Raw genomic sequence first — 21378 nt, 5'->3', positions numbered from 1 at the left:
ATGTACAAGGTATTGTGGTCTCTCCATAGCTCCGACCGTTATTAACTTATGGTTATATCATAACAAGTTATACCGGAAAGTGCAAATGGTGAGCTTGAAGATTATTGGAAAACGCGTGCTGCTTCCACAGCTTTTTTCCAGCCTTTATAAAGGTCTTCTCTTTCCTGTTCTTCCATTTCCACATCAAAATCTCTTTCCACTTTCCACTTGTTCGCGATTTCTTCACGGCCCTTCCAGAAGCCCGTTGCAAGTCCCGCAAGATAGGCGGCTCCAAGCGCTGTTGTTTCATTGATTTCCGGACGCTCAACAGGAACCCCTAAAATATCGGCCTGGAACTGCATGAGGAAGTTATTCATAACCGCCCCTCCGTCCACGCGAAGCTTTTTCAATTCAATATTGGAGTCGGCTTCCATCGCTGTCAGCACATCACGTGTTTGGTACGCAAGTGATTCCAGTGTGGCGCGGACAAAATGTTCTTTTTGTGTGCCGCGTGTTAAACCGAATACGGCACCTCGTGTTTTGCTGTCCCAATACGGAGTACCCAATCCTACAAACGCAGGAACAACGTAAACACCATCGGAAGAAGTCACACGGGTTGCCAAGTCCTCACTTTCAGGAGAGGTGCGGATCAGCTGCAAACCGTCACGAAGCCATTGAACCGCAGAACCGGCTACAAAAATACTTCCTTCCAGCGCGTACTCTACTTTTCCGTCAATGCCCCAGGCAAGAGTCGTTAACAGCCCGTGCTCTGACCGAACAGCCTTTTCACCTGTGTTCATGAGCATAAAGCAGCCGGTGCCATACGTGTTTTTCGCCATACCGGTTTCAAAACAAGCTTGTCCGAACAGGGCAGCCTGCTGGTCTCCCGCAATTCCGGCAATCGGAATGCTTTCACCGAAAAAGTGATAATCAATGGTGTGGCCGTAAACTTCAGATGAAGATTTCACTTCAGGAAGCATGGAGGCCGGTACACCAAGGATGTCCAGCAATTCTTCATCCCATTTTAAATCATAAATGTTATACATCAATGTACGTGACGCATTGGAGTAGTCCGTAACATGGGCTTTTCCGCCAGTTAATTTCCAAAGAAGCCAGGTATCAATCGTTCCGAACAGCAGGTCTCCGTTTTCTGCCTTTTCACGGGCTCCTTCTACATTGTCCAGAATCCATTTGACTTTTGTACCGGAAAAATAAGCATCAATCAGCAAGCCTGTTTTGTCACGGAACAAATCATTATGTCCTTGTCCTTTTAGCTCTTCGCAGATGTCCGCGGTCTGTCTTGACTGCCAGACTATCGCATTGTAGACCGGTTTACCTGTGTTTTTATCCCAGACCACAGCTGTTTCCCGCTGGTTTGTAATTCCAATCGCCGCGATTTCCTTTGGAGAGGTATTGGTTCCCTCCAGTACCTGAGCGACAACCGCCAAAATGCTGCCCCAGATTTCTTGTGCATTGTGTTCTACCCAGCCTGGTTTAGGAAAATGCTGCGTGAACTCTTTTTGAGCGACATTGACGCATTCGCCCTCTTTGTTAAAAAGAATGGCCCTTGAGCTTGTTGTTCCCTGATCGAGAGATAAAATATATTTCTTTTCCATTTTCTTTTCCTCTCCTTTGCAAAATTAACTGGTTTTTTTACCGCTTGATAACCTTGGTAGCTCTCAATAGTAGTTAATCTTCGTTCCAGGCTGCTCGCTTTCCGTGGGCGGGCGCTGAGCCTCCTTGTCGCTAAGCTCCTGCGGAGTCTCAACTGTCCCGCTTTTCCCACTGGAGTCTCGCACCTTCCACTACGATCAACTCTACTCAAGGAAGTTTTTTAACAAAACATTCCCAATGTAACTATCTTTTAGTAAAAAAGCATTTAGTTCTTGATGCGTTCGCCGTGTCTGAGGCCTTGGGTGCCTCGTTTGCCTGCAAAGTGGGCGGCGGCAAGGATAACGACGGACAGTACGGTCCAGCTCCAGAAGAAAGCGGTTACCTTACCCTTAAACAACACTTCATACAGCAGTGCTCCAAAAACGCCTCCGAGTATCGGTCCCACAACAGGAATCCATGCGTACTTCCAGTTAGATCCTCCCTTTCCGCTGATCGGAAGGAAGAAGTGGGCCAATCTTGGTCCAAGGTCACGTGCCGGGTTGATGGCGTAACCGGTAGTTCCGCCAAGAGATAAACCGATCGCCACAATAAGAAAACCAACAATTAACGGGTTAAGACCTTCTGTAAATTTATTCGCGCCGATTGCCAAAAGTCCTACCAGCAAAACGGCTGTTCCAATGAACTCACTCAAAAGGTTCGATAATGTATGCGGAATTGCAGGGTCTGTTGAGAAAACTCCCAATTTAACTGCTTTGTCTTCTGTTTTCTCCCAGTGCGGAAGAAACTGAAAATAAACGATGACTCCACCAAGGAACGCACCCAGCATCTGCGCCAGGATATATCCGGGAACCTGTGACCAGTTGAACTCTCCAACCGCAGCCATACCCAAAGTAACAGCCGGGTTTAGATGGGCACCGCTTACATTTCCAACAGCATAAACTCCCATCGTTACCGCGAGCCCCCATCCAAGTGCGACGACAATCCATCCTCCGCCTTCTGCCTTGGATTTCTTCAAGCTGACGTTGGCGACAACTCCACCACCAAATATAATCAAAATCATTGTTCCTACGATTTCTCCGAGTATCGGTGACATCCTGCAACACTCCTCTCAATTTTAGCAAACGTAATACTCTGCGCAAAACAAAAGACCAGCAAAAAGATCCCAAACAAGTTATGTAAGGGCTTTCGCTGATCTCCGATTCTCCGTCAGAATGTTAACTTGTCTATTATTTAAACACAGTTTGGAAACGCTGTCAATGAAACACAAGAGGGAATAAAAGGAAAGATCCCTCACCATAGCTCTTTATCCGAGGTGGTTACCGCCATCGCTCCTGCTGTAATCGCCAACTCGACTTCCTCCTTCGTGCGGATTAAGCCGCCGGCAAAGACCGGTATGCCTGTTTTTTCGTGCACCTCCTGAATGATGTTAGGCATCAGGCCAGGAAGCACCTCTACATAATCCGGCTGGGTTTTTGAGATGATTTTATAACTCGTTTCAAGCGCAATCGAATCCAGAAGAAACAGCCGCTGTATGGCGGTGACCCCTTTCTTTTTTGCGGTTGCAATCACGTTGCTTCTTGTGGAGATAATGCCTGCGGGTTTGATCTCCTGGCAAATAAACTCCGCCGCATACTCATCCGCCTTCAGGCCGCTGATCAGATCGGCATGAACAAACAGTTTCTTGTTCGCCCGTCCAGCCAGTCTGACCATATCCTTCAGCTGGGCAATGTGGCTGTCCAATATAACTATATAGGTATAAGAGCTGTCCAGCAGCTTCTCCAGGTCTTTCCATTTTCGGACGGCTGGCAAAACGGTTTGGTTATGAAATGTCATTGATATACCTCCCACGCCGAGTTTTCCTTATTATATCCTTTTTTATGTATAAAAAGAAAAATAGCCTTCCTGACGGATCAGGAAGGCTATTTGACTGTTCATTTATCTGTGCTTGGCAACATCAAGACGGTTGATCGCACGGCGAAGAGCATATTCTGCTCTCGCATGATCCAAATCGTTTTGATTGCTCTCAGCCAAACGGCGCTCGGCACGCTCTTTGGCTGCTTCCGCACGATTGACCTCAATCTCTTCTGCCAGTTCAGCAGCTTGAGCAAGGATCGTTACTTTTTCAGGCCGAACTTCGATAAATCCACCGCTAACGGCCACATATTGTGTTTTTCCATCTTTTTTCACACGTACTGCACTGATGGTTAAAGGAGCAACCAATGGAATATGTCCCGGCAGGACACCCAGCTCACCGCTTTTTGCTTTGGAGCTGACCATTTCTGCCGTTCCTTCAAACACAGGACCATCAGGGGTGACTACACTTACGTCTAACGTTCTCATTTCGTCTTACCCCCTTATAGGTTTAGGCCATCGCTTTTGCTTTTTCAACAACTTCATCAATAGAACCTACAAGACGGAACGCATCCTCTGGAAGGTCATCATGCTTTCCATCAAGGATTTCTCTGAAACCGCGAAGAGTTTCTTTCACAGTCACGTATGAACCTTTTTGGCCGGTAAACTGCTCAGCCACGTGGAAGTTTTGAGACAAGAAGAACTGGATGCGGCGCGCACGCTGAACAACCAATTTATCTTCTTCAGAAAGCTCATCCATACCAAGGATCGCGATAATATCCTGTAATTCTTTATAGCGCTGCAGGGTTTGCTGCACTTGACGGGCAATCGCATAGTGCTCCTCGCCCACGATTTCTGGAGAAAGAGCGCGGGAAGTGGAAGCCAATGGATCCACCGCAGGATAAATACCCATAGCAGTCAATTTACGCTCAAGGTTTGTTGTTGCATCCAAGTGGGCAAACGCTGTTGCCGGAGCCGGGTCAGTATAGTCATCGGCCGGTACATAGATCGCCTGGATGGAGGTAACAGAACCTTTTTTCGTAGATGTAATACGTTCTTGAAGCTGACCCATCTCTGTAGCAAGTGTAGGCTGGTAACCTACCGCTGATGGCATACGGCCTAGAAGCGCGGATACCTCAGAACCTGCTTGTGTGAAACGGAAGATGTTATCCACGAAGAACAATACGTCCTGTCCTTCTTCATCACGGAAGAATTCAGCCATTGTAAGACCGGAAAGTGCTACACGGGCACGTGCTCCAGGAGGCTCGTTCATCTGTCCGAATACCATTGCCGTTTTCTTGATAACGCCAGAATCAGTCATCTCGTGGAAAAGGTCATTTCCTTCACGAGTTCGCTCACCAACACCTGCGAATACGGAGATACCGCCGTGCTCTTGTGCGATGTTGTTGATCAATTCCTGGATAAGTACGGTTTTACCTACACCCGCACCACCGAACAGACCGATCTTACCACCCTTAACGTAAGGAGCGATAAGGTCAACGACTTTAATTCCTGTTTCAAGGATTTCAGTTTTTGTTGTAAGGTTTTCAAAAGATGGCGCTCCACGGTGAATTGGATCACGGCGAACATCGGCCGGAACCGCTTCTCCAAGGTCAATTTCCTCACCGGTAACGTTAAATACGCGTCCAAGTGTTGCACTCCCTACAGGAACGGAAATTGGCTTGCCTGTATCCGAAATAACCATTCCACGGACAAGACCGTCAGTAGAATCCATCGCGATGGTACGGACAGTGTTGTCTCCAAGGTGAAGGGCTACTTCTAGTGTCAAGTTAACGCCTTCTGCGTCAACTGTTAATGCATTTAAAAGTTCCGGAAGACTGTCATCAAATTTAACGTCGACAACAGGTCCAAGAATCTGGGTGATATACCCTTTATTCATCGTTTCCCCTCCTAACTTCTGGCACGTCTTTGTGCCGGATGCCGATTAAGGCATGTATAAAAATCTACTCGAGTGCCGCAACCCCGCCGACAATCTCGGTAATTTCCTGAGTGATGGCCGCCTGGCGCTCACGGTTATACGTGAGGGTAAACTGGCCGATTAGATCGTCTGCATTGTCAGTCGCATTTCTCATTGCTGTCATACGGGAAGCATGCTCTGCTGCTTTTGCATCAAGAAGTGCTCCGTAAATCAGGCTTTCCGCGTACTGTGGAAGGAGAACCTCCAAAATTTCCTCTTCGGATGGCTCGTATTCGTAAGCAGCATTTGAGCTCACTGTTCCTTCAAATCCGGTCAACGGAAGAACTTTTCGCTCTGAAAGGTCTGACTGGATTGCACTGACGAAGTGGTTGTAATACATGTATAGTTCATCAAACGTTTCGTTCGCATACAAACCGACCGCTTTGCTTGCGATGGCTTTAATGTCTGCAAAAGACGGCTGATCCGGGAGTCCTGTAATGCTGTCAATGATGGTCATGTTGCGCCTTTTGAAAAAGTTAAGGCCCACCTTCCCGACAACAATAAGTGCATACTCATCCGGAGACTGATGGCGCTCGTTAATCGTGCGGTAAACGTGGCGCAGCACATTGGAGTTATACGCCCCTGCCAAACCCCGGTCCGCTGTGACGACAAAATAGCCTGTCTTCTTTATGGGACGGCTGGCAAGCATAGGGTGGCGCGCACTTTTGCTTCCGGACGCAATGCTGGTAACGACCTCCTGCATTTTATCCATATAAGGAGTAAATCGTTTCGCGTTTTGCTCCGCACGGTTCAGTGCAGCTGCAGAAACCATTTCCATGGCCTTCGTAATCTGCATCGTCTTTTTTGTTGCATCAATTCTCGCTTTAATATCTCGTAATGCCACTCGTATTCACCACCTTTTGGTTAAGCTGGTTGCAGGATGCACCGGGCATCCTGCAGTGTATATATAACTGTTGGTTGTAGTTAGGATGTATTCAGCTTCAGCCACTAAGCAGCGGCTTCAGCTTTCCTTTTTTTACGCAAAAACTTTCTTGAATGCTTTGATCGCATCGTCCAGCTCGCTGCCTTCTGGAAGCTTTCCAGTGGTTTTGATCTGGCTGAGAACGTCTTTAGCGTTGTTATCCATATATGCATGAAGCTCTTCTTCAAAACGTGTGATGTCTTCGACTGGAACATCATCAAGATAGCCTCTTGTTAATGCAAACAGGATGGCAACCTGAAGTTCTACACGAAGCGGTTTGTGAAGACCTTGTTTCAGGACTTCTACTGTACGTGCACCACGGTTAAGTTTTGCTTGAGTCGCTTTATCGAGGTCAGAACCGAATTGAGAAAATGCTTCAAGCTCACGGAATGAAGCAAGGTCAAGACGGAGTGTACCGGATACTTTGCTCATTGCTTTAATTTGCGCGGATCCACCTACACGGGATACTGAGATACCCGCGTTGATCGCAGGACGCACACCGGAGAAGAACAAGTCAGACTGCAAGAAGATTTGTCCGTCGGTGATGGAGATTACGTTTGTCGGAATATAAGCCGATACGTCACTCGCTTGCGTTTCGATAAATGGAAGGGCTGTAATGGAGCCTCCGCCGAGGTCATCGTTCAATTTCGCTGCACGCTCCAAGAGACGTGAGTGAAGGTAGAAAACATCCCCTGGATAAGCTTCACGGCCCGGAGGACGACGAAGAAGCAAGGAAAGTTCACGGTAAGCTGCTGCTTGTTTAGAAAGGTCATCATAAACAATCAATACATGCTTTCCATCCCACATAAACTCTTCAGCCATGGAAACACCAGAGTATGGCGCCAAGAAAAGAAGAGGAGCGGGCTGTGAAGCACCTGCAGATACAACAATTGTGTAATCAAGAGCACCGTGCTCACGAAGCGTTTCGACAACGCCTGCAACAGTGGATTCTTTTTGTCCAATAGCAACATAGATACAAATCATGTCCTGGTCTTTTTGGTTAATGATCGTATCAATGGCTACAGCTGTTTTACCAGTTTGACGGTCACCGATGATCAACTCACGCTGTCCGCGTCCGATTGGAACAAGAGCATCGATCGCTTTGATCCCTGTTTGAAGCGGCTGGTGTACTGATTTACGAGCCATAACGCCTGGCGCTTTTTGCTCGATTGGACGGGTTTTCGTAGTTTCTACTGGTCCTTTGCCATCAATCGGCATACCAAGCGGGTTAACGACACGTCCAAGAAGTTCTGGTCCAACCGGAACCTCCATGATACGTCCCGTACGTTTAACCTCGTCACCTTCACGAATTTCCTGGTAAGGTCCGAGGATGATGATACCTACGTTGTTTTCTTCAAGGTTTTGGGCCATACCCAGTACCCCATTAGAAAATTCAACAAGCTCGCCGGCCATTACATTATCCAATCCATGGGCACGGGCAATACCGTCACCAACCTGAATAACTGTACCGACGTCGTTTACTTCGATTTCAGACTGATAGTTTTCAATCTGTTTTTTTATTAAAGCACTGATTTCTTCAGCTTTAATGTTGCTCATGAATTTCACCCCTATCTTTTTAGCCTTGTGTTGTGGCTAATTGGCGCTCGATACGCTCTAGTTTGCCGCGGATGCTTCCGTCAAAAATACGGTTGCCAATGCGGATTCTCATCCCACCAACGAGGGATTGGTCAATAATATTTTCAATGCGCAGATGCTGTTTTCCCACTCGCTTTGCGAAGGTTTCCTCGAGACGGACTCTTTCTTCCTGTGATAACAGGCGTACAGAGTAAACCGTTGCTTCAGCAATGCCGCGCGATTCATTTGCTAGTTCAATAAACTGGCCAGCCATTTGAGCGATGATATTCTCCCGGTTGCGGTCGATCAGCAATAAAATGGTGTTCAAAACCGGCTGGGAAATTTCTGTGCCAAGGCTGTCCTTTACAATCTGTTTTTTCTGTTCAACAGAAATTTTCGGATGGTTCAATAGTTTATGAATGTCACGATTGCTTTCCATGACATCCTTTACTGCACGAAGCTCAGCCTCAGACTGTTCAAGGTTTTCTTGTCCAACTACTTCATAAAGAGCTGATGCATAGCGTTTTGCAATTACAGTAAGGTCCTTGCTCATCTAGCTTCGCCTGCCTCTTGAAGGTAATCCTGGATTAACTTCTCCTGGCTGCGCTCATCCAGTTCTTTCGCGATTACTTTAGAAGCAATCATGACAGACAGGGATGCAACTTCTTTGCGAAGAGTAGCGACAGCTTTCTCTCTTTCACTGGCGATATCAGCCAATGCAGATTCTTTCACGCGTTCAGCTTCAACACGGGAAGCTTTGATGATGGACTCACCTTGCGCTTCACCTTGTTTTTTCGCATTTTCAATGATAGCTCGTGCTTCTTCACGCGCTTGTTTCAATTCTTCTATTTGAGCAGCAAGATGCTTATCCGCTTCTTTGCGGCTGGTTTCTGCTGCTTCAATTTCATTCGTAATAAAGTTTTGTCGCTCTTTCATGATTCCCATTAGCGGGCCCCATGCATACTTGCGTAATAAGAGCATCAGAATAATGAATGCTAGTAACTGGAAGAGAATATCTCCGCCGTTAACACCGGTTGCCGCACCTAACATTAAGGATTGCACGGTATTTCCTCCCTTCAATAGGTCATACATAAGGAATGGCGAAGAAAAGTTCCAGTTTTGAAACATGCTTCGCCATTATTGAGATCTTTTTAAATCTTGCTGTTATTAGCTGCCAAGAACGATAAACGCAATAACAACGCCGATGATTGGAAGTGCTTCAACTAACGCAACCCCGATGAACATTGTTGTTTGAAGTGTACCGCGAAGTTCTGGCTGACGAGCGATCCCCTCAACTGTACGTCCTACGATAAGACCGTTACCAATACCTGCACCTAGTGCTGCTAGACCGATTGCAATTGCTGCTGCAATAAGATTCATTTTTGTATTTCTCCCTTCTTTTCCCCTGCAATTTTATTTTTTGTTCCTGGCGGATTGGCCAAGAACGGAACTTATATTAATTAATGGTCGTCCGCCACTTTATGGGCAAGATACACCATTGTTAACATGGTAAAAATAAATGCCTGAATGGCACCTACGAATACGGAGAATCCCTGCCATACAATCAGCGGGAAGATTCCCAGGATACCGGCAAAAATACCTTTATGTGCGAGCCCTACAAGAAGGCCTAAAAGGATTTCACCAGCGTAAATGTTACCGTAAAGCCGGAGGCCAAGCGTTAGTGTGTTGGCGAATTCTTCAATCAGCTTCAATGGGAAGAAAAGCTTGAATGGCTTGAAGTACTCTGCACCATACCGTTTTGCACCTTTTAACTTCACTCCATAATAGTGGCTTAGCACCACTACCATTACAGCGAGTGTTAAAGTGATTGTTGGATCTGCAGTCGGCGATTTCCACCATAATTCATGATCGAAAGCTACTGCGAACGGGAGGCCGAGCATGTTGGAAACAAAAATATACATAAGTAATGTAAGACCTAGTGTAAGAAAGCGGCCGCCTGTATGCCAGTCCATTGTGCTGTTGATGATTCCTTTTACAAAATCTACTACCCATTCAAGAAAGTTTTGCATTCCGCCCGGTTTCATGGACAAGGCGCGGGTAGCCAGTACAGCAATCAGGAAAACAATTACGCAAGAAACTGTAATCATCAGTACGTTTGAAAGGTTAAATTGAAGACCCATAAACGTATGTATTGGAGCTTCGTGTTCCACCTATTTCACCTCTTTTCCTTTGGGGTACGTATGGTTTTAGTTAGTGAATCTATTAACATGATAATATAGACAGACATCAATCCAATTACCACACTTAACAAATTGAAGAATTGCGGGTATCTCATGGCGATCAGTACCGCCAGGCCACCTACAAGAAGCCTTGATAATGAACCCATTGTCCTGACTTTCTGCTGGTTAATGACTGCTTGTCCGAGCCGTTCGATCCTCGAATACATGCTCCAAAGATTATAGAGACTGAACAGGGTGCCGAATGATAAACCGAGGAAAATGGATTGATAGGAGGTAACTCCATATCCGAGGACAAAAAAAGAGAGCATAAAGAGTGTTAACTTTATGTATCTTCGGTAGGTCGTGGTGTACTCGGTCATTTGCGTTCTTCTCCTGATTGATTGGATATTAAACGAATCATGCCGTAAACGCCGGCTCCAAGCCCCAAAAACAAGCCGATAATGAGGAACAAAGGACTTGTTCCTGTAAGACGATCCAGCCACTTGCCGCCGAAAAGCCCAAGCAATATACTTCCGACTAGCACAGAAAGTATACCTGACATTAACGCCATTGCTTTATAAGGTCGTCTTCCGGTGCTCATCGCATGGACTCCTTTCGGAACATTATAAGGCCGTCATAATTTCCAGCAAACACGCTTGTGTCCTAGCATGAAAACCTTACCATATCCCTTTGTAAGGATACCAATAGCGGCACCTAGGTGTCAACGCAATTACGGGCAAAATATCATATAATTTGTGGAAAATCTGTCACAATTCCTATATGTTTATTCAATTGCAGTATAATATAGCTTTTCTCTAGGAAAATAGCGCCATAATACACATTATGAACTATTCAATATTGTATAAAATTCCGGTTTTTGAGCAGACTTTTCAGTACAAACTTCATCCGGGGAGGATGCATATGAAGCTCACTAAAACCGGTTTTTTGTTCCTGTTTTTTTCAGTCATGCTTGTTGCCTGCATGAACAGTGTCAACGATGGAAAAAATGGAGCAAAATCCCACCAAATGAATAGCAATCAACCAAACTCGGGCACACCGCAAAATATGAGCACTCCCATGCGCCAGGACTATGCGAGATGGGGGAAAATTGCCCTCGAGCGCACCAGGGAAAGATACCCTGACAGCACGATCAGTGATTATCAGTACGATACCCGCCGGGTAAACGCTGACGGAACAGTCATTGACTTCTTTGATTTTATTGTCACCCAGCATGATGTCGAAAAAGATATTAAAGTAAAGGTCCTTCATAACGCCAGTGACGGAAAATTAATTTCTGTAGCCTTTGAAGAAATCAGTTAATGATTAAAATGCTCTGGCCGCTGCCATACAACTGCAGGTGGCTGGGGCTTTTTTTATCCCTGAATCTCGCTTTCCACCTTCATGCCCTTCATAATATAAGCTAGGTATTTCCAAAAAAATTGAAATTTAACCCAAACGGCAAAGAAAGTACTTTGTTTCAGCCAAAATAAAAGCGCCGGAAGCCCGGCGCTTTTTCATGTTGCTTATTTTGTTCCAAACAGTCGGTCCCCTGCATCGCCAAGACCTGGCACGATATAGCCGTGGTCATTGAGCTTTTCATCAAGGGCTGCCAAATAGATGTCCACTTCAGGATGGTCTCTGTGAATCAGATCGATTCCTTCAGGAGCGGCAACGAGGCACATCAATTTAATATTTTTCGCGCCTCTGTTTTTAAGGGACGTGATGGCTGCTGCAGCAGATCCCCCTGTTGCAAGCATCGGATCAATGACAATAAAGTCGCGTTCCTCTACATCGGACGGAAGCTTTACATAATATTCAACAGGCATAAGGGTTTCCGGATCACGGTACAAACCAACGTGTCCGACTTTTGCTGCCGGAATTAATTTAAGAATTCCATCTACCATGCCAAGACCGGCGCGGAGAATCGGTACGAGACCGAGCTTTTTCCCTGCGATAACTTTCATTGTTGCTTCAGCTACCGGAGTCTGAATGGTCACTTCCTCAAGCGGAAGATCGCGTGTAATCTCAAACGCCATTAATCCCGCAACTTCATCTACAAGCTCACGAAACTCTTTCGTTCCTGTTTCAACGTCACGAATATGTGTTAACTTATGCTGTATCAATGGATGATCCAGAACAAAAACATTACCCATCCTGCTACCTCTCCTTTTAAAACGGGCTTGTCCATCCCGTAAATTCTTGCACATAACCTCTACCGCATTTTACAGAAAAAGAAGCGCCACTTCAAGGTTTAAAAAGCTTCCAATTAAAATCCCGGAATTTCCCATAAAAATAAGGCACCCCATCAGGATGCCCCATTCTCTACTCTTCTTCTCTTCTGCTCAGTACAAGCATGCATGCGGTGATAATCACGAAGGCAACAAAAGCCAGCATCGGAATCGTAATAAAGCCGAGCCAGTTAATATAATCCTGAGAACAGGGAACCCCCGCGCTGCATGCTTCAAACTGCTGCAGGGCCGGAATCTTTTGCAGGGCAATATGGTAGCCCGAAACAATAACACCGAGACCCGACAGCGGAAGAACATAGGAAGCGATCCGGCTGTTCTGGTGATAAAACGCGACACCCAGGAAGACGGCAAGAGGATACATTAGTATTCTTTGATACCAGCATAAGGTACAGGGAACATAGTGCAGGACTTCACTGAAAAACAATGACCCCAATACAGCAATAACAGCTGTTACCCATCCAAGCAGCAAAGGCCTGTTCATCCTTAATTCTTCCCTTTCGATGCTTCTTCAACCCGCTTTTTGAGGTCGTCATACGTGCCGCCCTCAAAACGTTTGCCATTCACAAACAGAGTTGGAGTAGAGTCTACGCCCAGCTTGCTTACAAGTGCCTCGTCCTTCTTTACATCCTCGTCATGGTTGGATGCATCAAATGCCTTTTTCACTTTTGAGGCATCTTTTTCCGAGGTAGCTTCCGCCAGTGTTTTCACAAGGAAATCCTCCGTAAAAATGTCCTGCTTTTCAGCGTTATGATCGGCCGGCTGCTTTTTGTACAGAAGCTCATGGAATTTCCAGAAGCTGTCGTTGCCCAATTCACTATAGACCGTCTCGGCAAATTGCGCTGAGCGTCTGGAATCCACGTTGATGAAAGGGTAATTGATGAAATAAAATTTAATTTTACCTGTTTGGATCAGGTCTTTATTAATTTCAGGAAAAAGGGTCTCGTTAAAGTTCTTACAAACCGGACATTTGTAATCTCCAAACTCGAGCACTTTCACATCCGCGGATTCTTTCCCCAAATATGGCTGATCCTTATAATCGATAGATCCATTGTTGGAGTCGTCGTTTTTATCGCCGAAATTCCCCACAAACAGCACAAAAATAATACCGAGCGCAATAATGCCGATGACCCAGAAGATCCAGCTGGATGACCGCTGATTCTTATTTCTTACGTAATTTTTGGTTGCGGGCTTCGATTTGCCTTTTGCCTTAGGTTTTTGATTCGCCATGATTTCACCTCTACTACCTTAAATTAATTTACTAACTAATCAATCAGAAGTAAGTTCTACTTAAGAGTATACGAAGTCTCTCTATTTTACAAATGAACATATTCTTAACTTTTGAATGCTTTTTTCATAGCATCTTTAGCTCTTTAAAGTAGTGGATTTCCATTTCCTTAATCAAAGAAAACTCCTTACCCAACGTTCTCAACAAAAAAAGACACCCTCGCAGGTGCCTTTTCATAGTGTCTAGTATTATTCGTAAAGCTTGTATTTGCCGGCAAGGGCAGCAACGCGTTCGCTTGCTTCCTTCAATGAAGCTTCGTCTTCAGGGTTTTTAACAACAAGGGCAATAAGGGATGCAATTTCATCCATATCTTCGAGGCCGAATCCGCGGGATGTAACAGCAGCTGTACCGATACGGATACCGCTCGTTACAAACGGGCTCTCCTGGTCAAACGGAATGGTATTTTTGTTTACCGTAATTCCGATGTCATCAAGGGCCTTCTCGGCAATTTTGCCTGTAATGCCAAGCTTGCTTACATCAATCAGGATCAAATGGTTGTCCGTTCCGCCGGATACGAGTGTGATTCCTTCTTTAGTAAGAGATTCCGCAAGCCTTTTTGCATTATCAACGATCTGCTGGGAGTATGTTTTGAAGTCGTCTGACAATGCCTCTCCAAAGGCGACCGCTTTCGCCGCAATCACGTGCATAAGAGGACCGCCCTGAATGCCAGGGAAAATGGATTTGTCGATCTTCTTGGCAAACTCTTCTTTACAAAGAATCATTCCGCCGCGTGGACCGCGAAGTGTTTTATGGGTAGTAGTTGTTACAAAATCAGCGTAAGGAACCGGGTTTTCATGGTGCCCTGTGGCTACAAGTCCGGCAATATGCGCCATATCAACCATCAAATAAGCGCCGACTTCATCCGCAATTTCACGGAATTTTTTAAAGTCAATCGCTCTTGGGTAGGCACTTGCTCCGGCAACAATCAGCTTCGGTTTATTTTCAACCGCTTTTTGGCGTACATCTTCATAGTCGATCAGGTGTGATTCTTCGTTCACGCCATACTCTACGAAATTATACAGCTCGCCTGAGAAGTTAACCGGGCTGCCGTGCGTTAAATGTCCGCCGTGGGACAGGTTCATTCCAAGGACAGTATCGCCCGGCTTCAGGATGGTGAAATACACGGCCATGTTCGCCTGTGCACCGGAGTGAGGCTGAACATTGACATGCTCCGCTCCAAAAATTTTCTTGGCACGGTCTCTTGCGAGGTTCTCTGCCACGTCAACATATTCGCATCCTCCGTAATAACGTCGGCCTGGATATCCCTCAGCATACTTGTTGGTAAGGACAGATCCTTGCGCCTCCATTACCGCTTCACTTACAAAGTTTTCTGATGCAATGAGTTCAATTTTGTTGCGCTGACGTCCGAGTTCGTCTTGTATAGCAGCAAAAACTTCTTGATCTTGAACAGCTAGCTTTTTCAAGTTTGCGCATCCCCTTCGTGTTAAAAGTCCTTAATTCATGTCCATTGTAACATAGCTTTTCAGGGTTTTGTTAGGTCATTTTTAATTGATAACGGATACATTTTAGATATTTTCCGAACTATAAATTAAGTATATGTATAAAACGTACGTAATTTACCGGTGTTTGAAACCGTTACATACAAAAACAGGAAAGGTTTGTCCCTTTCCTGTCTGTTCTCTTAATGCTCGAGCCGCTTTCGCTGATACTCTGCAATATTGTGATAATCCTCTTCCAGGCTTCTGGATACAGAAAGAAAGATTGACATGAGCTCCTGATATGTCTCCACGTTTTCAGGATTTGGCGTATGCTGATAGGTGCTTCCTACCATTTCGGAAACGATGGAGAAATCCTCAATCTCATCCAATGCATATAACCCAAGAATGACGGCACCAAGGCATGAGCTTTCAAAGCTTTCCGGAATGGTCACATCCTGGTTAAAGATATCGGCCATCATCTGGCGCCAAAGGGCGGAACGGGCGAAGCCTCCTGTTGCCTGTACCCCTTTCGGAATTCCGATGAGCTCCTGAAGCGCCAGAAGAACGCTGTACAGGTTAAAAATGACGCCTTCAAGCACGGCACGGATCATATGCTCCTTCTTATGGTAGAGTGCCAGTCCGAAGAAGGAACCTCTTGCATTGGCATTCCAAAGCGGTGCACGTTCACCTGCCATATAAGGATGGAACAGAAGACCGTCTGCACCGGGAGCAACCTTTTCGGCAATCTCGGTCAATACTTCATAAGGATCAAGTCCCAGGCGTTTTGCCGTTTCTGATTCGGCTGCGCCAAACTGGTCTCTGACCCAGCGGAACGTCATGCCCCCGTTGTTGACAGGGCCACCGATGACCCAGTGGTTTTCCGTAAGCGCATAACAAAATGTCCGGCCTTTCTGGTCGGTGATCGGCTTGTCGCTTACTGTCCGGATCGCACCGCTTGTACCGATGGTAACCGCCACAACACCGGGATCAATCGCATTTACTCCCAGGTTTGAAAGCACTCCGTCACTTGCGCCAATCACGAAAGGAGTCTCTTGGTGAATGCCGAGCTTCTCTGCCATTTCCGTTGAAAGGCCTTTTACAACATGGGTGGTCGGCACGAGCTTCGACAATTTGTCGCTTGTAACCCCGGCAATGTTTAAAGCTTCTTCATCCCACTCAAGCTTCTCAAGGTTCATCATTCCCGTAGCTGAAGCGATGGAATGGTCAATCAGAAACTCGCCAAACAGCTTGTGAAAGACATATTCTTTGATCCCAACAAATTTGTGGGTAAGATCGTATGCTTCCTTCAGCTCATTTTTCATCCACAGGAGCTTGGTCAGCGGTGACATCGGATGAATGGGTGTTCCTGTCCGCAAGTATACTTCATGGCCATTCAGTTCATTTTTAATTTTTTCCGCATAGTCAGCCCCGCGGTTATCCGCCCATGTGATGCTTTTGGTCAGTGCTTTTCCTTTTGCATCCACTGCAATCACACTGTGCATCGCCGAGCTGAACGAAACCAGTTGAAGGTCCTTTGGTGCAATCAGGCTGTCTGCCATAGTTCTGTTGATGCAGGTAAGCACCGCACGAAAGATTTCCTCCGGTTCCTGCTCTGCTGTTGACGGCGTTGGGCTCAATAACGGGTAGCCCACTGTATGCTGGGAAATAACCGTCCCTTTCCGGTCAAAAAGAACAGCCTTTGTGCTTGTCGTACCGATGTCCACACCCATCAAGTATTTGTTTTGATCCATGCTTTCCATCCTTTCCGGCCTTGCCCTTTTCTTCTCAGCTTTTAGTATGCTGCTAAAGTTAACGTATACATACATGAAGAGCCGATGAAAAAGAAGAGGGTGACATGCAGTGTACGTCACCCTCCTGATTTGCCATTTATTTTTTTACAACTGCATGTCCGCCAAACTCATTGCGGAGCGCCGCTACCACTTTACCGGTAAATGTATCATCTTCAAGTGAACGGTTGCGCATCATGAGGGAAAGTGCGATAACCGGTGCAGGAACTTGAAGATCCAAGGCTGCTTCCACGGTCCACTTACCTTCGCCGGAAGCGTGCATGATGCCTCTGATGTCATCGAGCTTAGGATCCTTGGAGAATGCGCTTTGCGTTAATTCCATGAGCCATGAGCGGATAACGGAACCATGGTTCCACACTTTGGCAACCGCTTCATAATCATAATCAAATTCGCTTTTCTCAAGAATTTCAAAGCCTTCAGCAATGGCTTGCATCATACCGTACTCAATTCCGTTATGAACCATTTTCAAGAAATGCCCGCTTCCTACTTTTCCTGTATACATGTAGCCATTCTCAATAGAAAGGTCTTTAAATGCCGGTTCAATGATTTCAAATACTTCAGGCTCGGCACCGATCATTGTGCACGCTCCGTTTCGGGCACCTTCCGTACCGCCGCTTGTGCCGACATCCACAAAGTGAAGGTCTTTTTCTTTCAATTCTTCCGCACGGCGGAGTGTATCTTTATAATTGGAGTTTCCGCCATCGATTACAATGTCGCCTGGCTCCAGGACGTTTTTGAGTTCAGTGAGCACATCTTCAGTAATGTTTCCCGCAGGCACCATCATCCAAACTACGCGCGGTGTGTTTAATCCGCTGACAAGTTCTTTAATGCTGTAAGCGCCGGTTGCTCCGTCGTTCGCAATATTTTTAACTTGTTCATGGTTTACATCCGTTGCCACCACTTCATGTCCATGGTCCAAAAGATTAAGAACAAGATTATAACCCATCTTACCTAAGCCAATCATTCCGATTTGCATGTGTTACTTCCCCTTCCAATCAAGCTCATTTGCAGCTTGTGAAAAATATTTTCTTCAACACTCATTATATACTAAAATTTTTTCCGTTTACAAGAAATTAATTTTCATATTATGATAGAGCCAAACGTCTCACAGAGGAAAAGGTGAAACAAGATATGGCCGCTTCAAATTGTTTAGCCAAGATCCGCTCTTCTTACGGCATATTGAGCGAAAAAGAAAAAAAGATAGCGGATATGATTCTCGAAGATCCGCAGAATATCATTCATTCAAGCATCAATGAGGTTGCCGACCGTCTCGAAGTGGCGGATGCAACTGTCTTCCGCTTCTGCAAACGCCTTGGTTTCAAAGGATTCCAGGCGCTGAAAATTGCGCTCGCCTCTGATGTGGTAGGGCCATTGCAGGACATCCATGAGACCATTCTCGAAACGGACAGCCCGGCACAGGTGGCGGAAAAGGTCTTTCAATCCAACATCCGCACCCTTGAAGATACAAGGCGGATGCTGGATGAAAAAAATTTTCAGGAAGCCGTTGACTGCCTTCTTTCCGCCTCCAAGATCGAATTTTACGGAAACGGGGGATCAGGAATTATTGCCATGGATGCCCACCACAAATTTATACGCACCGGAAAGCAAAGCATCGCGTATACCGACACCCATTTTCAGCTCATGTCTGCTTCCCAGCTCACAGCGAGTGATGCAGCCATGTTCATCTCCCATTCCGGAACGAACAAGGATCTGCTTCAGGTTCTTTCGGTCGCAAAAGAAAACGGCTGCCGCACTATTTCACTGACCGACTACGCGAAGTCGCCGCTCAGTGAAAAGTCCGATATTTCTCTTCATACGGTTGCTACAGAAACGGAATTCCGCTCTGAGGCCCTGTCGTCGAGGATCGCGCAGCTCAGCGTCATCGATGCTCTTTATGTAAACGTGATGATGGCCGGAAAAGAAGCCGCAAAAGCCTCGCTTCAGCGGATGCGCTCTGCGATTTCCGAAAAGAAGTTCTAAAAAAAACCGCCCGGACTCAAAATGAGCCGGGCGGTTTCTTGATCTATTAAAAGCAGCTGAATTCTTCTTTTGAAGGATAGACGGCCCGCTCCCCGCCGATTAATTTCGGCCGGGTTTTGGCGAGCGTCACATGTGCTTCACCAATGCTTTTGACTTCCGTTCTAACCGGTACTGCGACATGCTTCAAATGCATGCCAATAAAGGTATCGCCAATGTCGATTCCGGCATCTGCCTTGATGAACTCCACCATCACCGGATCTTTTAAATGATGGAAAGCATAAGTGGCCAGAGCTCCGCCCGCCGATCTTGCCGGCACCACGCGGACTTCTTCAAGTCTGAGCCTGTCCGCCGTTTCCCGCTCGACAACAAGGGCACGGTTTAAATGCTCGCAGCACTGTACCGCCACTGCCACCCGGGTTTCTTCCTGAAACATTTTTACTCCATTAAAAAGAGCCTGTGCGACTTCCATGGTTCCTGAAGTGCCTATTTTTCCACCGGTCACTTCACTCGTACTTGCTCCGACTACCAAGAGCTGCCCGGGCTTGAGCCCTGCCTGCTTTTGTAAATCGGATAAGGCATGATAGACCTGCTTCTCTACGTTTTGCAGCTGGTCACTCATTGGTTGAATCTTCCCTTCTTTTAAGGCGCGGAAGCTGTGTTCCATCACCTTTTCTTTGCAGCACCTACACTCGCTCGCTGCTTCTCTCCTCGTAATCTGAGATTTTGCCCACACGCTTGCCGTGCCTGCCGCCTTCATATTCTGTGGTCAGCCATACTTTGGCAATTTCCATAGCCAGTCCAGGTCCGATGACCCTCTCACCCATGGCCAGTACATTACTGTCATTATGCAGGCGTGTTGCTTTGGCGCTGAACAGGTCATGCACAAGGGCACAACGGATGCCTTTAACTTTATTTGCCGTTATACTCATACCTATTCCCGTACCGCAGATTAATATACCTCGGTCTGCCTCATTGCTGGCTACCATTTCCGCCACGGGAATGGCGTAATCCGGATAATCAACGGACGTGCTGCACTCGCATCCCGCATCAAACACTTCCATACCCATTCCCTTCATCATCTCGATGATTTCCTGGCGAAGCTCTACTCCTGCATGGTCTGAACCTATGGCTACTCTCATCTTCTCCTCCTGTAAAATCTGTAGTCTATTCGATTTTAAATCCATTTCCACCCGGTTTCAACCACTCTCGGCAGACAGCCCAGTGCAAACGTTCTATATTTTTTCCAGCAGCTTATGAATGAGAGATTCAAGCTCACTTCTGGTCTCCCTGTAAATCTCGATATCTCCGCCGAACGGATCGATAACATCCAGCGAAGGAAGCTCCTGCTCCAGTGAAGAAATTTTTTCTTTGAACGGCGCAATCGCCTGCTCGAATTCTTCCTGAACCGCCTGCTGGTTTTCACCGGCCTGGTTCCATTTGCTTTTGTAGAACACCCTTAACGTTTCTATTTCGGCATACGCCTGATGAAGTTCTGACAGCCTTTGTTCATAGTCTTCATTTTGGTAGATAAATTCCTTAAGCGTGTATACCTTGTTCACCACTTCCGGGAACCTGTTGCAGAGCGCATGCTTATGGCTTTCAGTCATGGTCAGGATAAGATCCGCCCAATCCATCAGGGTCCGTGTCACCGGCTTTGATTCATGGTTAAAAGGAATGCCCTTTTCAGACATGGCCGTTACGGCATTTGAACTTGCCCCTGCCCCTTGTGCTGCGAAGACTCCGGCAGACCGCACCTCAAGGCTTCCCTTGCCGAGATGTCTCAGGAGAGCGGCAGCCATCGGACTTCTGCAAGTATTTCCTGTACAAACAAAAAGTATATTTTTCATAGGGTTACCACCTTTATTTTGGAATGTCTACTTATAGTATAAAAAAAGATTGGCCTGTACGCCAATCGTTCCTTTTTATATTCATAGCGGAAACAAAAGCTTAATGCCAAACGCGAGCAAAATCAAGCCGCCAAGCGCCTCACTGTAGGAGCCGAGCCACTTTTGAACCTTCCGTCCCATCATCAGCCCGCACCAGGTCAGCAGCATGCTCATCACGCCAAACATAAAAATGGTAAGTATGATTTTGGCTCCGTAAATTCCGAGACTTAAACCAACAGAGAAGCTGTCGAGGCTTGCGCTGAGCGCAAACAGCAGCAGGCCGAAGCCGACGGGTGTAACAAATGGTTCGTTACCAGGTTTAAAGGAGGAACGAATCATTTGAATCCCAAGCAGCAGCAGCAGACACCCGCCGATAATGGCAGCAATTCCTCCAAAGTGAGAGGAAATTTGCTTTCCAAGCATCAGTCCCCCAAGCGGCATGCCCATGTGAAACAACCCGATGACCACACCGATTTTAATGATTTGTTTCAGCCTTAACCGGAGCATACCCATGCCCAGACCGATGGAAAAGGCATCCATTCCCAGAGCAAAAGACATGACCCATAAAGTCAGCCATTCTCCTATGGTCACAACATCCATTTACGTTCCCCCTTAGTCCGCTAGTACAACTT

Annotated in this window: 25 protein-coding genes; 2 read left to right on the top strand and 23 right to left on the bottom strand. The window is 46.4% G+C overall.

Features of this window, described 5'->3' with window-relative positions:
- Nucleotides 1–101 precede the first annotated feature (101 nt).
- The 13 genes from glpK to QYB97_RS09930 all read right to left on the bottom strand — a co-directional run bounded on the left by glpK (nucleotide 102) and on the right by QYB97_RS09930 (nucleotide 10700).
- Nucleotides 102–1595, bottom strand: a complete 1494-nt coding sequence (gene glpK, locus QYB97_RS09990) for a glycerol kinase GlpK (RefSeq protein ID WP_301165854.1) — start codon at nucleotides 1593–1595, stop codon at nucleotides 102–104.
- Nucleotides 1596–1858: 263 nt separating this feature from the next.
- Nucleotides 1859–2686, bottom strand: coding sequence for an MIP/aquaporin family protein (locus tag QYB97_RS09985; RefSeq protein WP_301165853.1), 828 nt, complete (start codon nucleotides 2684–2686; stop codon nucleotides 1859–1861).
- A 197-nt stretch (nucleotides 2687–2883) separates the two neighbouring features.
- A complete protein-coding gene (locus QYB97_RS09980) occupies nucleotides 2884–3426 on the bottom strand; it encodes a glycerol-3-phosphate responsive antiterminator (protein ID WP_301165852.1) in 543 nt (180 codons plus the stop codon).
- Between the two features lie 102 nt (nucleotides 3427–3528).
- On the bottom strand, nucleotides 3529–3933 hold the full coding sequence (locus QYB97_RS09975) for a F0F1 ATP synthase subunit epsilon (RefSeq protein WP_301165851.1): 405 nt from the start codon (nucleotides 3931–3933) through the stop codon (nucleotides 3529–3531).
- 22 nt (nucleotides 3934–3955) lie between these two features.
- Nucleotides 3956–5344 (bottom strand): F0F1 ATP synthase subunit beta, encoded by a 1389-nt coding sequence (gene atpD / locus QYB97_RS09970; RefSeq protein WP_301165850.1) that lies wholly within the window; start codon nucleotides 5342–5344, stop codon nucleotides 3956–3958.
- A 64-nt stretch (nucleotides 5345–5408) separates the two neighbouring features.
- A complete protein-coding gene (atpG, locus tag QYB97_RS09965) occupies nucleotides 5409–6272 on the bottom strand; it encodes an ATP synthase F1 subunit gamma (RefSeq protein WP_301165977.1) in 864 nt (287 codons plus the stop codon).
- A gap of 126 nt (nucleotides 6273–6398) precedes the next feature.
- Entirely contained in the window at nucleotides 6399–7901 is a 1503-nt protein-coding gene (atpA, locus tag QYB97_RS09960) for a F0F1 ATP synthase subunit alpha (protein WP_301165849.1), read from the bottom strand.
- A 19-nt stretch (nucleotides 7902–7920) separates the two neighbouring features.
- Nucleotides 7921–8472, bottom strand: coding sequence for a F0F1 ATP synthase subunit delta (locus QYB97_RS09955; RefSeq protein ID WP_301165848.1), 552 nt, complete (start codon nucleotides 8470–8472; stop codon nucleotides 7921–7923).
- Nucleotides 8469–9011, bottom strand: a complete 543-nt coding sequence (atpF, locus tag QYB97_RS09950) for a F0F1 ATP synthase subunit B (RefSeq protein WP_425589790.1) — start codon at nucleotides 9009–9011, stop codon at nucleotides 8469–8471. The genes QYB97_RS09955 and atpF overlap by 4 nt, the downstream gene beginning before the upstream one ends.
- 75 nt (nucleotides 9012–9086) lie before the next feature.
- A complete protein-coding gene (gene atpE, locus QYB97_RS09945) occupies nucleotides 9087–9299 on the bottom strand; it encodes a F0F1 ATP synthase subunit C (RefSeq protein WP_090239739.1) in 213 nt (70 codons plus the stop codon).
- 80 nt (nucleotides 9300–9379) lie between these two features.
- The gene (gene atpB / locus QYB97_RS09940; RefSeq protein ID WP_301165847.1) at nucleotides 9380–10090 is read right to left on the bottom strand and encodes a F0F1 ATP synthase subunit A; all 711 of its coding nucleotides are present in this window, start codon (nucleotides 10088–10090) and stop codon (nucleotides 9380–9382) included.
- A gap of 5 nt (nucleotides 10091–10095) precedes the next feature.
- On the bottom strand, nucleotides 10096–10479 hold the full coding sequence (locus QYB97_RS09935; RefSeq protein WP_301165846.1) for an ATP synthase subunit I: 384 nt from the start codon (nucleotides 10477–10479) through the stop codon (nucleotides 10096–10098).
- Nucleotides 10476–10700: an AtpZ/AtpI family protein gene (locus QYB97_RS09930; protein WP_301165845.1), complete on the bottom strand. Its 225-nt coding sequence runs from the start codon at nucleotides 10698–10700 to the stop codon at nucleotides 10476–10478. The genes QYB97_RS09935 and QYB97_RS09930 overlap by 4 nt, the downstream gene beginning before the upstream one ends.
- A gap of 320 nt (nucleotides 10701–11020) precedes the next feature.
- On the opposite strand from QYB97_RS09930, the gene QYB97_RS09925 reads away from it, so the two are divergent.
- Complete coding sequence (locus tag QYB97_RS09925) at nucleotides 11021–11419, top strand: DUF3889 domain-containing protein (protein WP_301165844.1); 399 nt, start codon at nucleotides 11021–11023, stop codon at nucleotides 11417–11419.
- Between the two features lie 203 nt (nucleotides 11420–11622).
- On the opposite strand, the gene upp is transcribed toward QYB97_RS09925, so the two are convergent.
- The 6 genes from upp to gnd form a co-directional block, all read right to left on the bottom strand.
- Nucleotides 11623–12252 (bottom strand): uracil phosphoribosyltransferase, encoded by a 630-nt coding sequence (upp, locus tag QYB97_RS09920; protein WP_301165843.1) that lies wholly within the window; start codon nucleotides 12250–12252, stop codon nucleotides 11623–11625.
- A gap of 169 nt (nucleotides 12253–12421) precedes the next feature.
- Complete coding sequence (locus tag QYB97_RS09915; protein ID WP_301165842.1) at nucleotides 12422–12829, bottom strand: disulfide oxidoreductase; 408 nt, start codon at nucleotides 12827–12829, stop codon at nucleotides 12422–12424.
- Nucleotides 12830–12831: 2 nt separating this feature from the next.
- The gene (locus QYB97_RS09910; protein ID WP_301165841.1) at nucleotides 12832–13575 is read right to left on the bottom strand and encodes a DsbA family protein; all 744 of its coding nucleotides are present in this window, start codon (nucleotides 13573–13575) and stop codon (nucleotides 12832–12834) included.
- Between the two features lie 246 nt (nucleotides 13576–13821).
- The gene (gene glyA / locus QYB97_RS09905; RefSeq protein WP_301165840.1) at nucleotides 13822–15057 is read right to left on the bottom strand and encodes a serine hydroxymethyltransferase; all 1236 of its coding nucleotides are present in this window, start codon (nucleotides 15055–15057) and stop codon (nucleotides 13822–13824) included.
- 218 nt (nucleotides 15058–15275) lie between these two features.
- A complete protein-coding gene (gene gntK, locus QYB97_RS09900; RefSeq protein WP_301165839.1) occupies nucleotides 15276–16823 on the bottom strand; it encodes a gluconokinase in 1548 nt (515 codons plus the stop codon).
- A gap of 136 nt (nucleotides 16824–16959) precedes the next feature.
- Nucleotides 16960–17856, bottom strand: coding sequence for a phosphogluconate dehydrogenase (NAD(+)-dependent, decarboxylating) (gnd, locus tag QYB97_RS09895; protein ID WP_301165838.1), 897 nt, complete (start codon nucleotides 17854–17856; stop codon nucleotides 16960–16962).
- A 155-nt stretch (nucleotides 17857–18011) separates the two neighbouring features.
- On the opposite strand from gnd, the gene QYB97_RS09890 reads away from it, so the two are divergent.
- Complete coding sequence (locus QYB97_RS09890) at nucleotides 18012–18860, top strand: MurR/RpiR family transcriptional regulator (protein WP_301165837.1); 849 nt, start codon at nucleotides 18012–18014, stop codon at nucleotides 18858–18860.
- A 46-nt stretch (nucleotides 18861–18906) separates the two neighbouring features.
- Here QYB97_RS09890 and QYB97_RS09885 read toward each other — a convergent pair whose 3' ends face one another.
- The 4 genes from QYB97_RS09885 to QYB97_RS09870 all read right to left on the bottom strand — a co-directional run bounded on the left by QYB97_RS09885 (nucleotide 18907) and on the right by QYB97_RS09870 (nucleotide 21346).
- Nucleotides 18907–19479: a TIGR01440 family protein gene (locus QYB97_RS09885; protein ID WP_301165836.1), complete on the bottom strand. Its 573-nt coding sequence runs from the start codon at nucleotides 19477–19479 to the stop codon at nucleotides 18907–18909.
- 64 nt (nucleotides 19480–19543) lie between these two features.
- On the bottom strand, nucleotides 19544–19999 hold the full coding sequence (rpiB, locus tag QYB97_RS09880) for a ribose 5-phosphate isomerase B (RefSeq protein WP_301165835.1): 456 nt from the start codon (nucleotides 19997–19999) through the stop codon (nucleotides 19544–19546).
- A gap of 93 nt (nucleotides 20000–20092) precedes the next feature.
- Nucleotides 20093–20707: a low molecular weight protein arginine phosphatase gene (locus QYB97_RS09875; protein WP_301165834.1), complete on the bottom strand. Its 615-nt coding sequence runs from the start codon at nucleotides 20705–20707 to the stop codon at nucleotides 20093–20095.
- An 81-nt stretch (nucleotides 20708–20788) separates the two neighbouring features.
- The gene (locus QYB97_RS09870; protein WP_301165833.1) at nucleotides 20789–21346 is read right to left on the bottom strand and encodes a manganese efflux pump MntP; all 558 of its coding nucleotides are present in this window, start codon (nucleotides 21344–21346) and stop codon (nucleotides 20789–20791) included.
- Between the last annotated feature and the right edge of the window lie 32 nt (nucleotides 21347–21378).

The sequence above is a fragment of the Fictibacillus fluitans genome (genome assembly GCF_030418125.1).
In the GTDB taxonomy this organism is placed as follows: Bacteria; Bacillota; Bacilli; order Bacillales; family Fictibacillaceae; genus Fictibacillus_C; species Fictibacillus_C fluitans.
The sequence above is the reverse complement of the archived record's forward strand: the minus strand, read 5'-3'. Positions and strand labels throughout refer to the sequence as shown.

Bases quoted from the DNA above. Each gene is read 5' to 3' on its own strand.
- glpK (WP_301165854.1), bottom strand. From the start codon at position 1,595: ATGGAAAAGAAATATATTTTATCTCTCGATCAGGGAACAACAAGCTCA.
- QYB97_RS09985 (WP_301165853.1), bottom strand. From the start codon at position 2,686: ATGTCACCGATACTCGGAGAAATCGTAGGAACAATGATTTTGATTATA.
- QYB97_RS09980 (WP_301165852.1), bottom strand. From the start codon at position 3,426: ATGACATTTCATAACCAAACCGTTTTGCCAGCCGTCCGAAAATGGAAA.
- QYB97_RS09975 (WP_301165851.1), bottom strand. From the start codon at position 3,933: ATGAGAACGTTAGACGTAAGTGTAGTCACCCCTGATGGTCCTGTGTTT.
- atpD (WP_301165850.1), bottom strand. From the start codon at position 5,344: ATGAATAAAGGGTATATCACCCAGATTCTTGGACCTGTTGTCGACGTT.
- atpA (WP_301165849.1), bottom strand. From the start codon at position 7,901: ATGAGCAACATTAAAGCTGAAGAAATCAGTGCTTTAATAAAAAAACAG.
- QYB97_RS09955 (WP_301165848.1), bottom strand. From the start codon at position 8,472: ATGAGCAAGGACCTTACTGTAATTGCAAAACGCTATGCATCAGCTCTT.
- atpF (WP_425589790.1), bottom strand. From the start codon at position 9,011: ATGTATGACCTATTGAAGGGAGGAAATACCGTGCAATCCTTAATGTTA.
- atpE (WP_090239739.1), bottom strand. From the start codon at position 9,299: ATGAATCTTATTGCAGCAGCAATTGCAATCGGTCTAGCAGCACTAGGT.
- QYB97_RS09935 (WP_301165846.1), bottom strand. From the start codon at position 10,479: ATGACCGAGTACACCACGACCTACCGAAGATACATAAAGTTAACACTC.
- QYB97_RS09930 (WP_301165845.1), bottom strand. From the start codon at position 10,700: ATGAGCACCGGAAGACGACCTTATAAAGCAATGGCGTTAATGTCAGGT.
- QYB97_RS09925 (WP_301165844.1), top strand. From the start codon at position 11,021: ATGAAGCTCACTAAAACCGGTTTTTTGTTCCTGTTTTTTTCAGTCATG.
- upp (WP_301165843.1), bottom strand. From the start codon at position 12,252: ATGGGTAATGTTTTTGTTCTGGATCATCCATTGATACAGCATAAGTTA.
- QYB97_RS09915 (WP_301165842.1), bottom strand. From the start codon at position 12,829: ATGAACAGGCCTTTGCTGCTTGGATGGGTAACAGCTGTTATTGCTGTA.
- QYB97_RS09910 (WP_301165841.1), bottom strand. From the start codon at position 13,575: ATGGCGAATCAAAAACCTAAGGCAAAAGGCAAATCGAAGCCCGCAACC.
- gntK (WP_301165839.1), bottom strand. From the start codon at position 16,823: ATGGATCAAAACAAATACTTGATGGGTGTGGACATCGGTACGACAAGC.
- gnd (WP_301165838.1), bottom strand. From the start codon at position 17,856: ATGCAAATCGGAATGATTGGCTTAGGTAAGATGGGTTATAATCTTGTT.
- QYB97_RS09890 (WP_301165837.1), top strand. From the start codon at position 18,012: ATGGCCGCTTCAAATTGTTTAGCCAAGATCCGCTCTTCTTACGGCATA.
- QYB97_RS09885 (WP_301165836.1), bottom strand. From the start codon at position 19,479: ATGAGTGACCAGCTGCAAAACGTAGAGAAGCAGGTCTATCATGCCTTA.
- rpiB (WP_301165835.1), bottom strand. From the start codon at position 19,999: ATGAGAGTAGCCATAGGTTCAGACCATGCAGGAGTAGAGCTTCGCCAG.
- QYB97_RS09875 (WP_301165834.1), bottom strand. From the start codon at position 20,707: ATGAAAAATATACTTTTTGTTTGTACAGGAAATACTTGCAGAAGTCCG.
- QYB97_RS09870 (WP_301165833.1), bottom strand. From the start codon at position 21,346: ATGGATGTTGTGACCATAGGAGAATGGCTGACTTTATGGGTCATGTCT.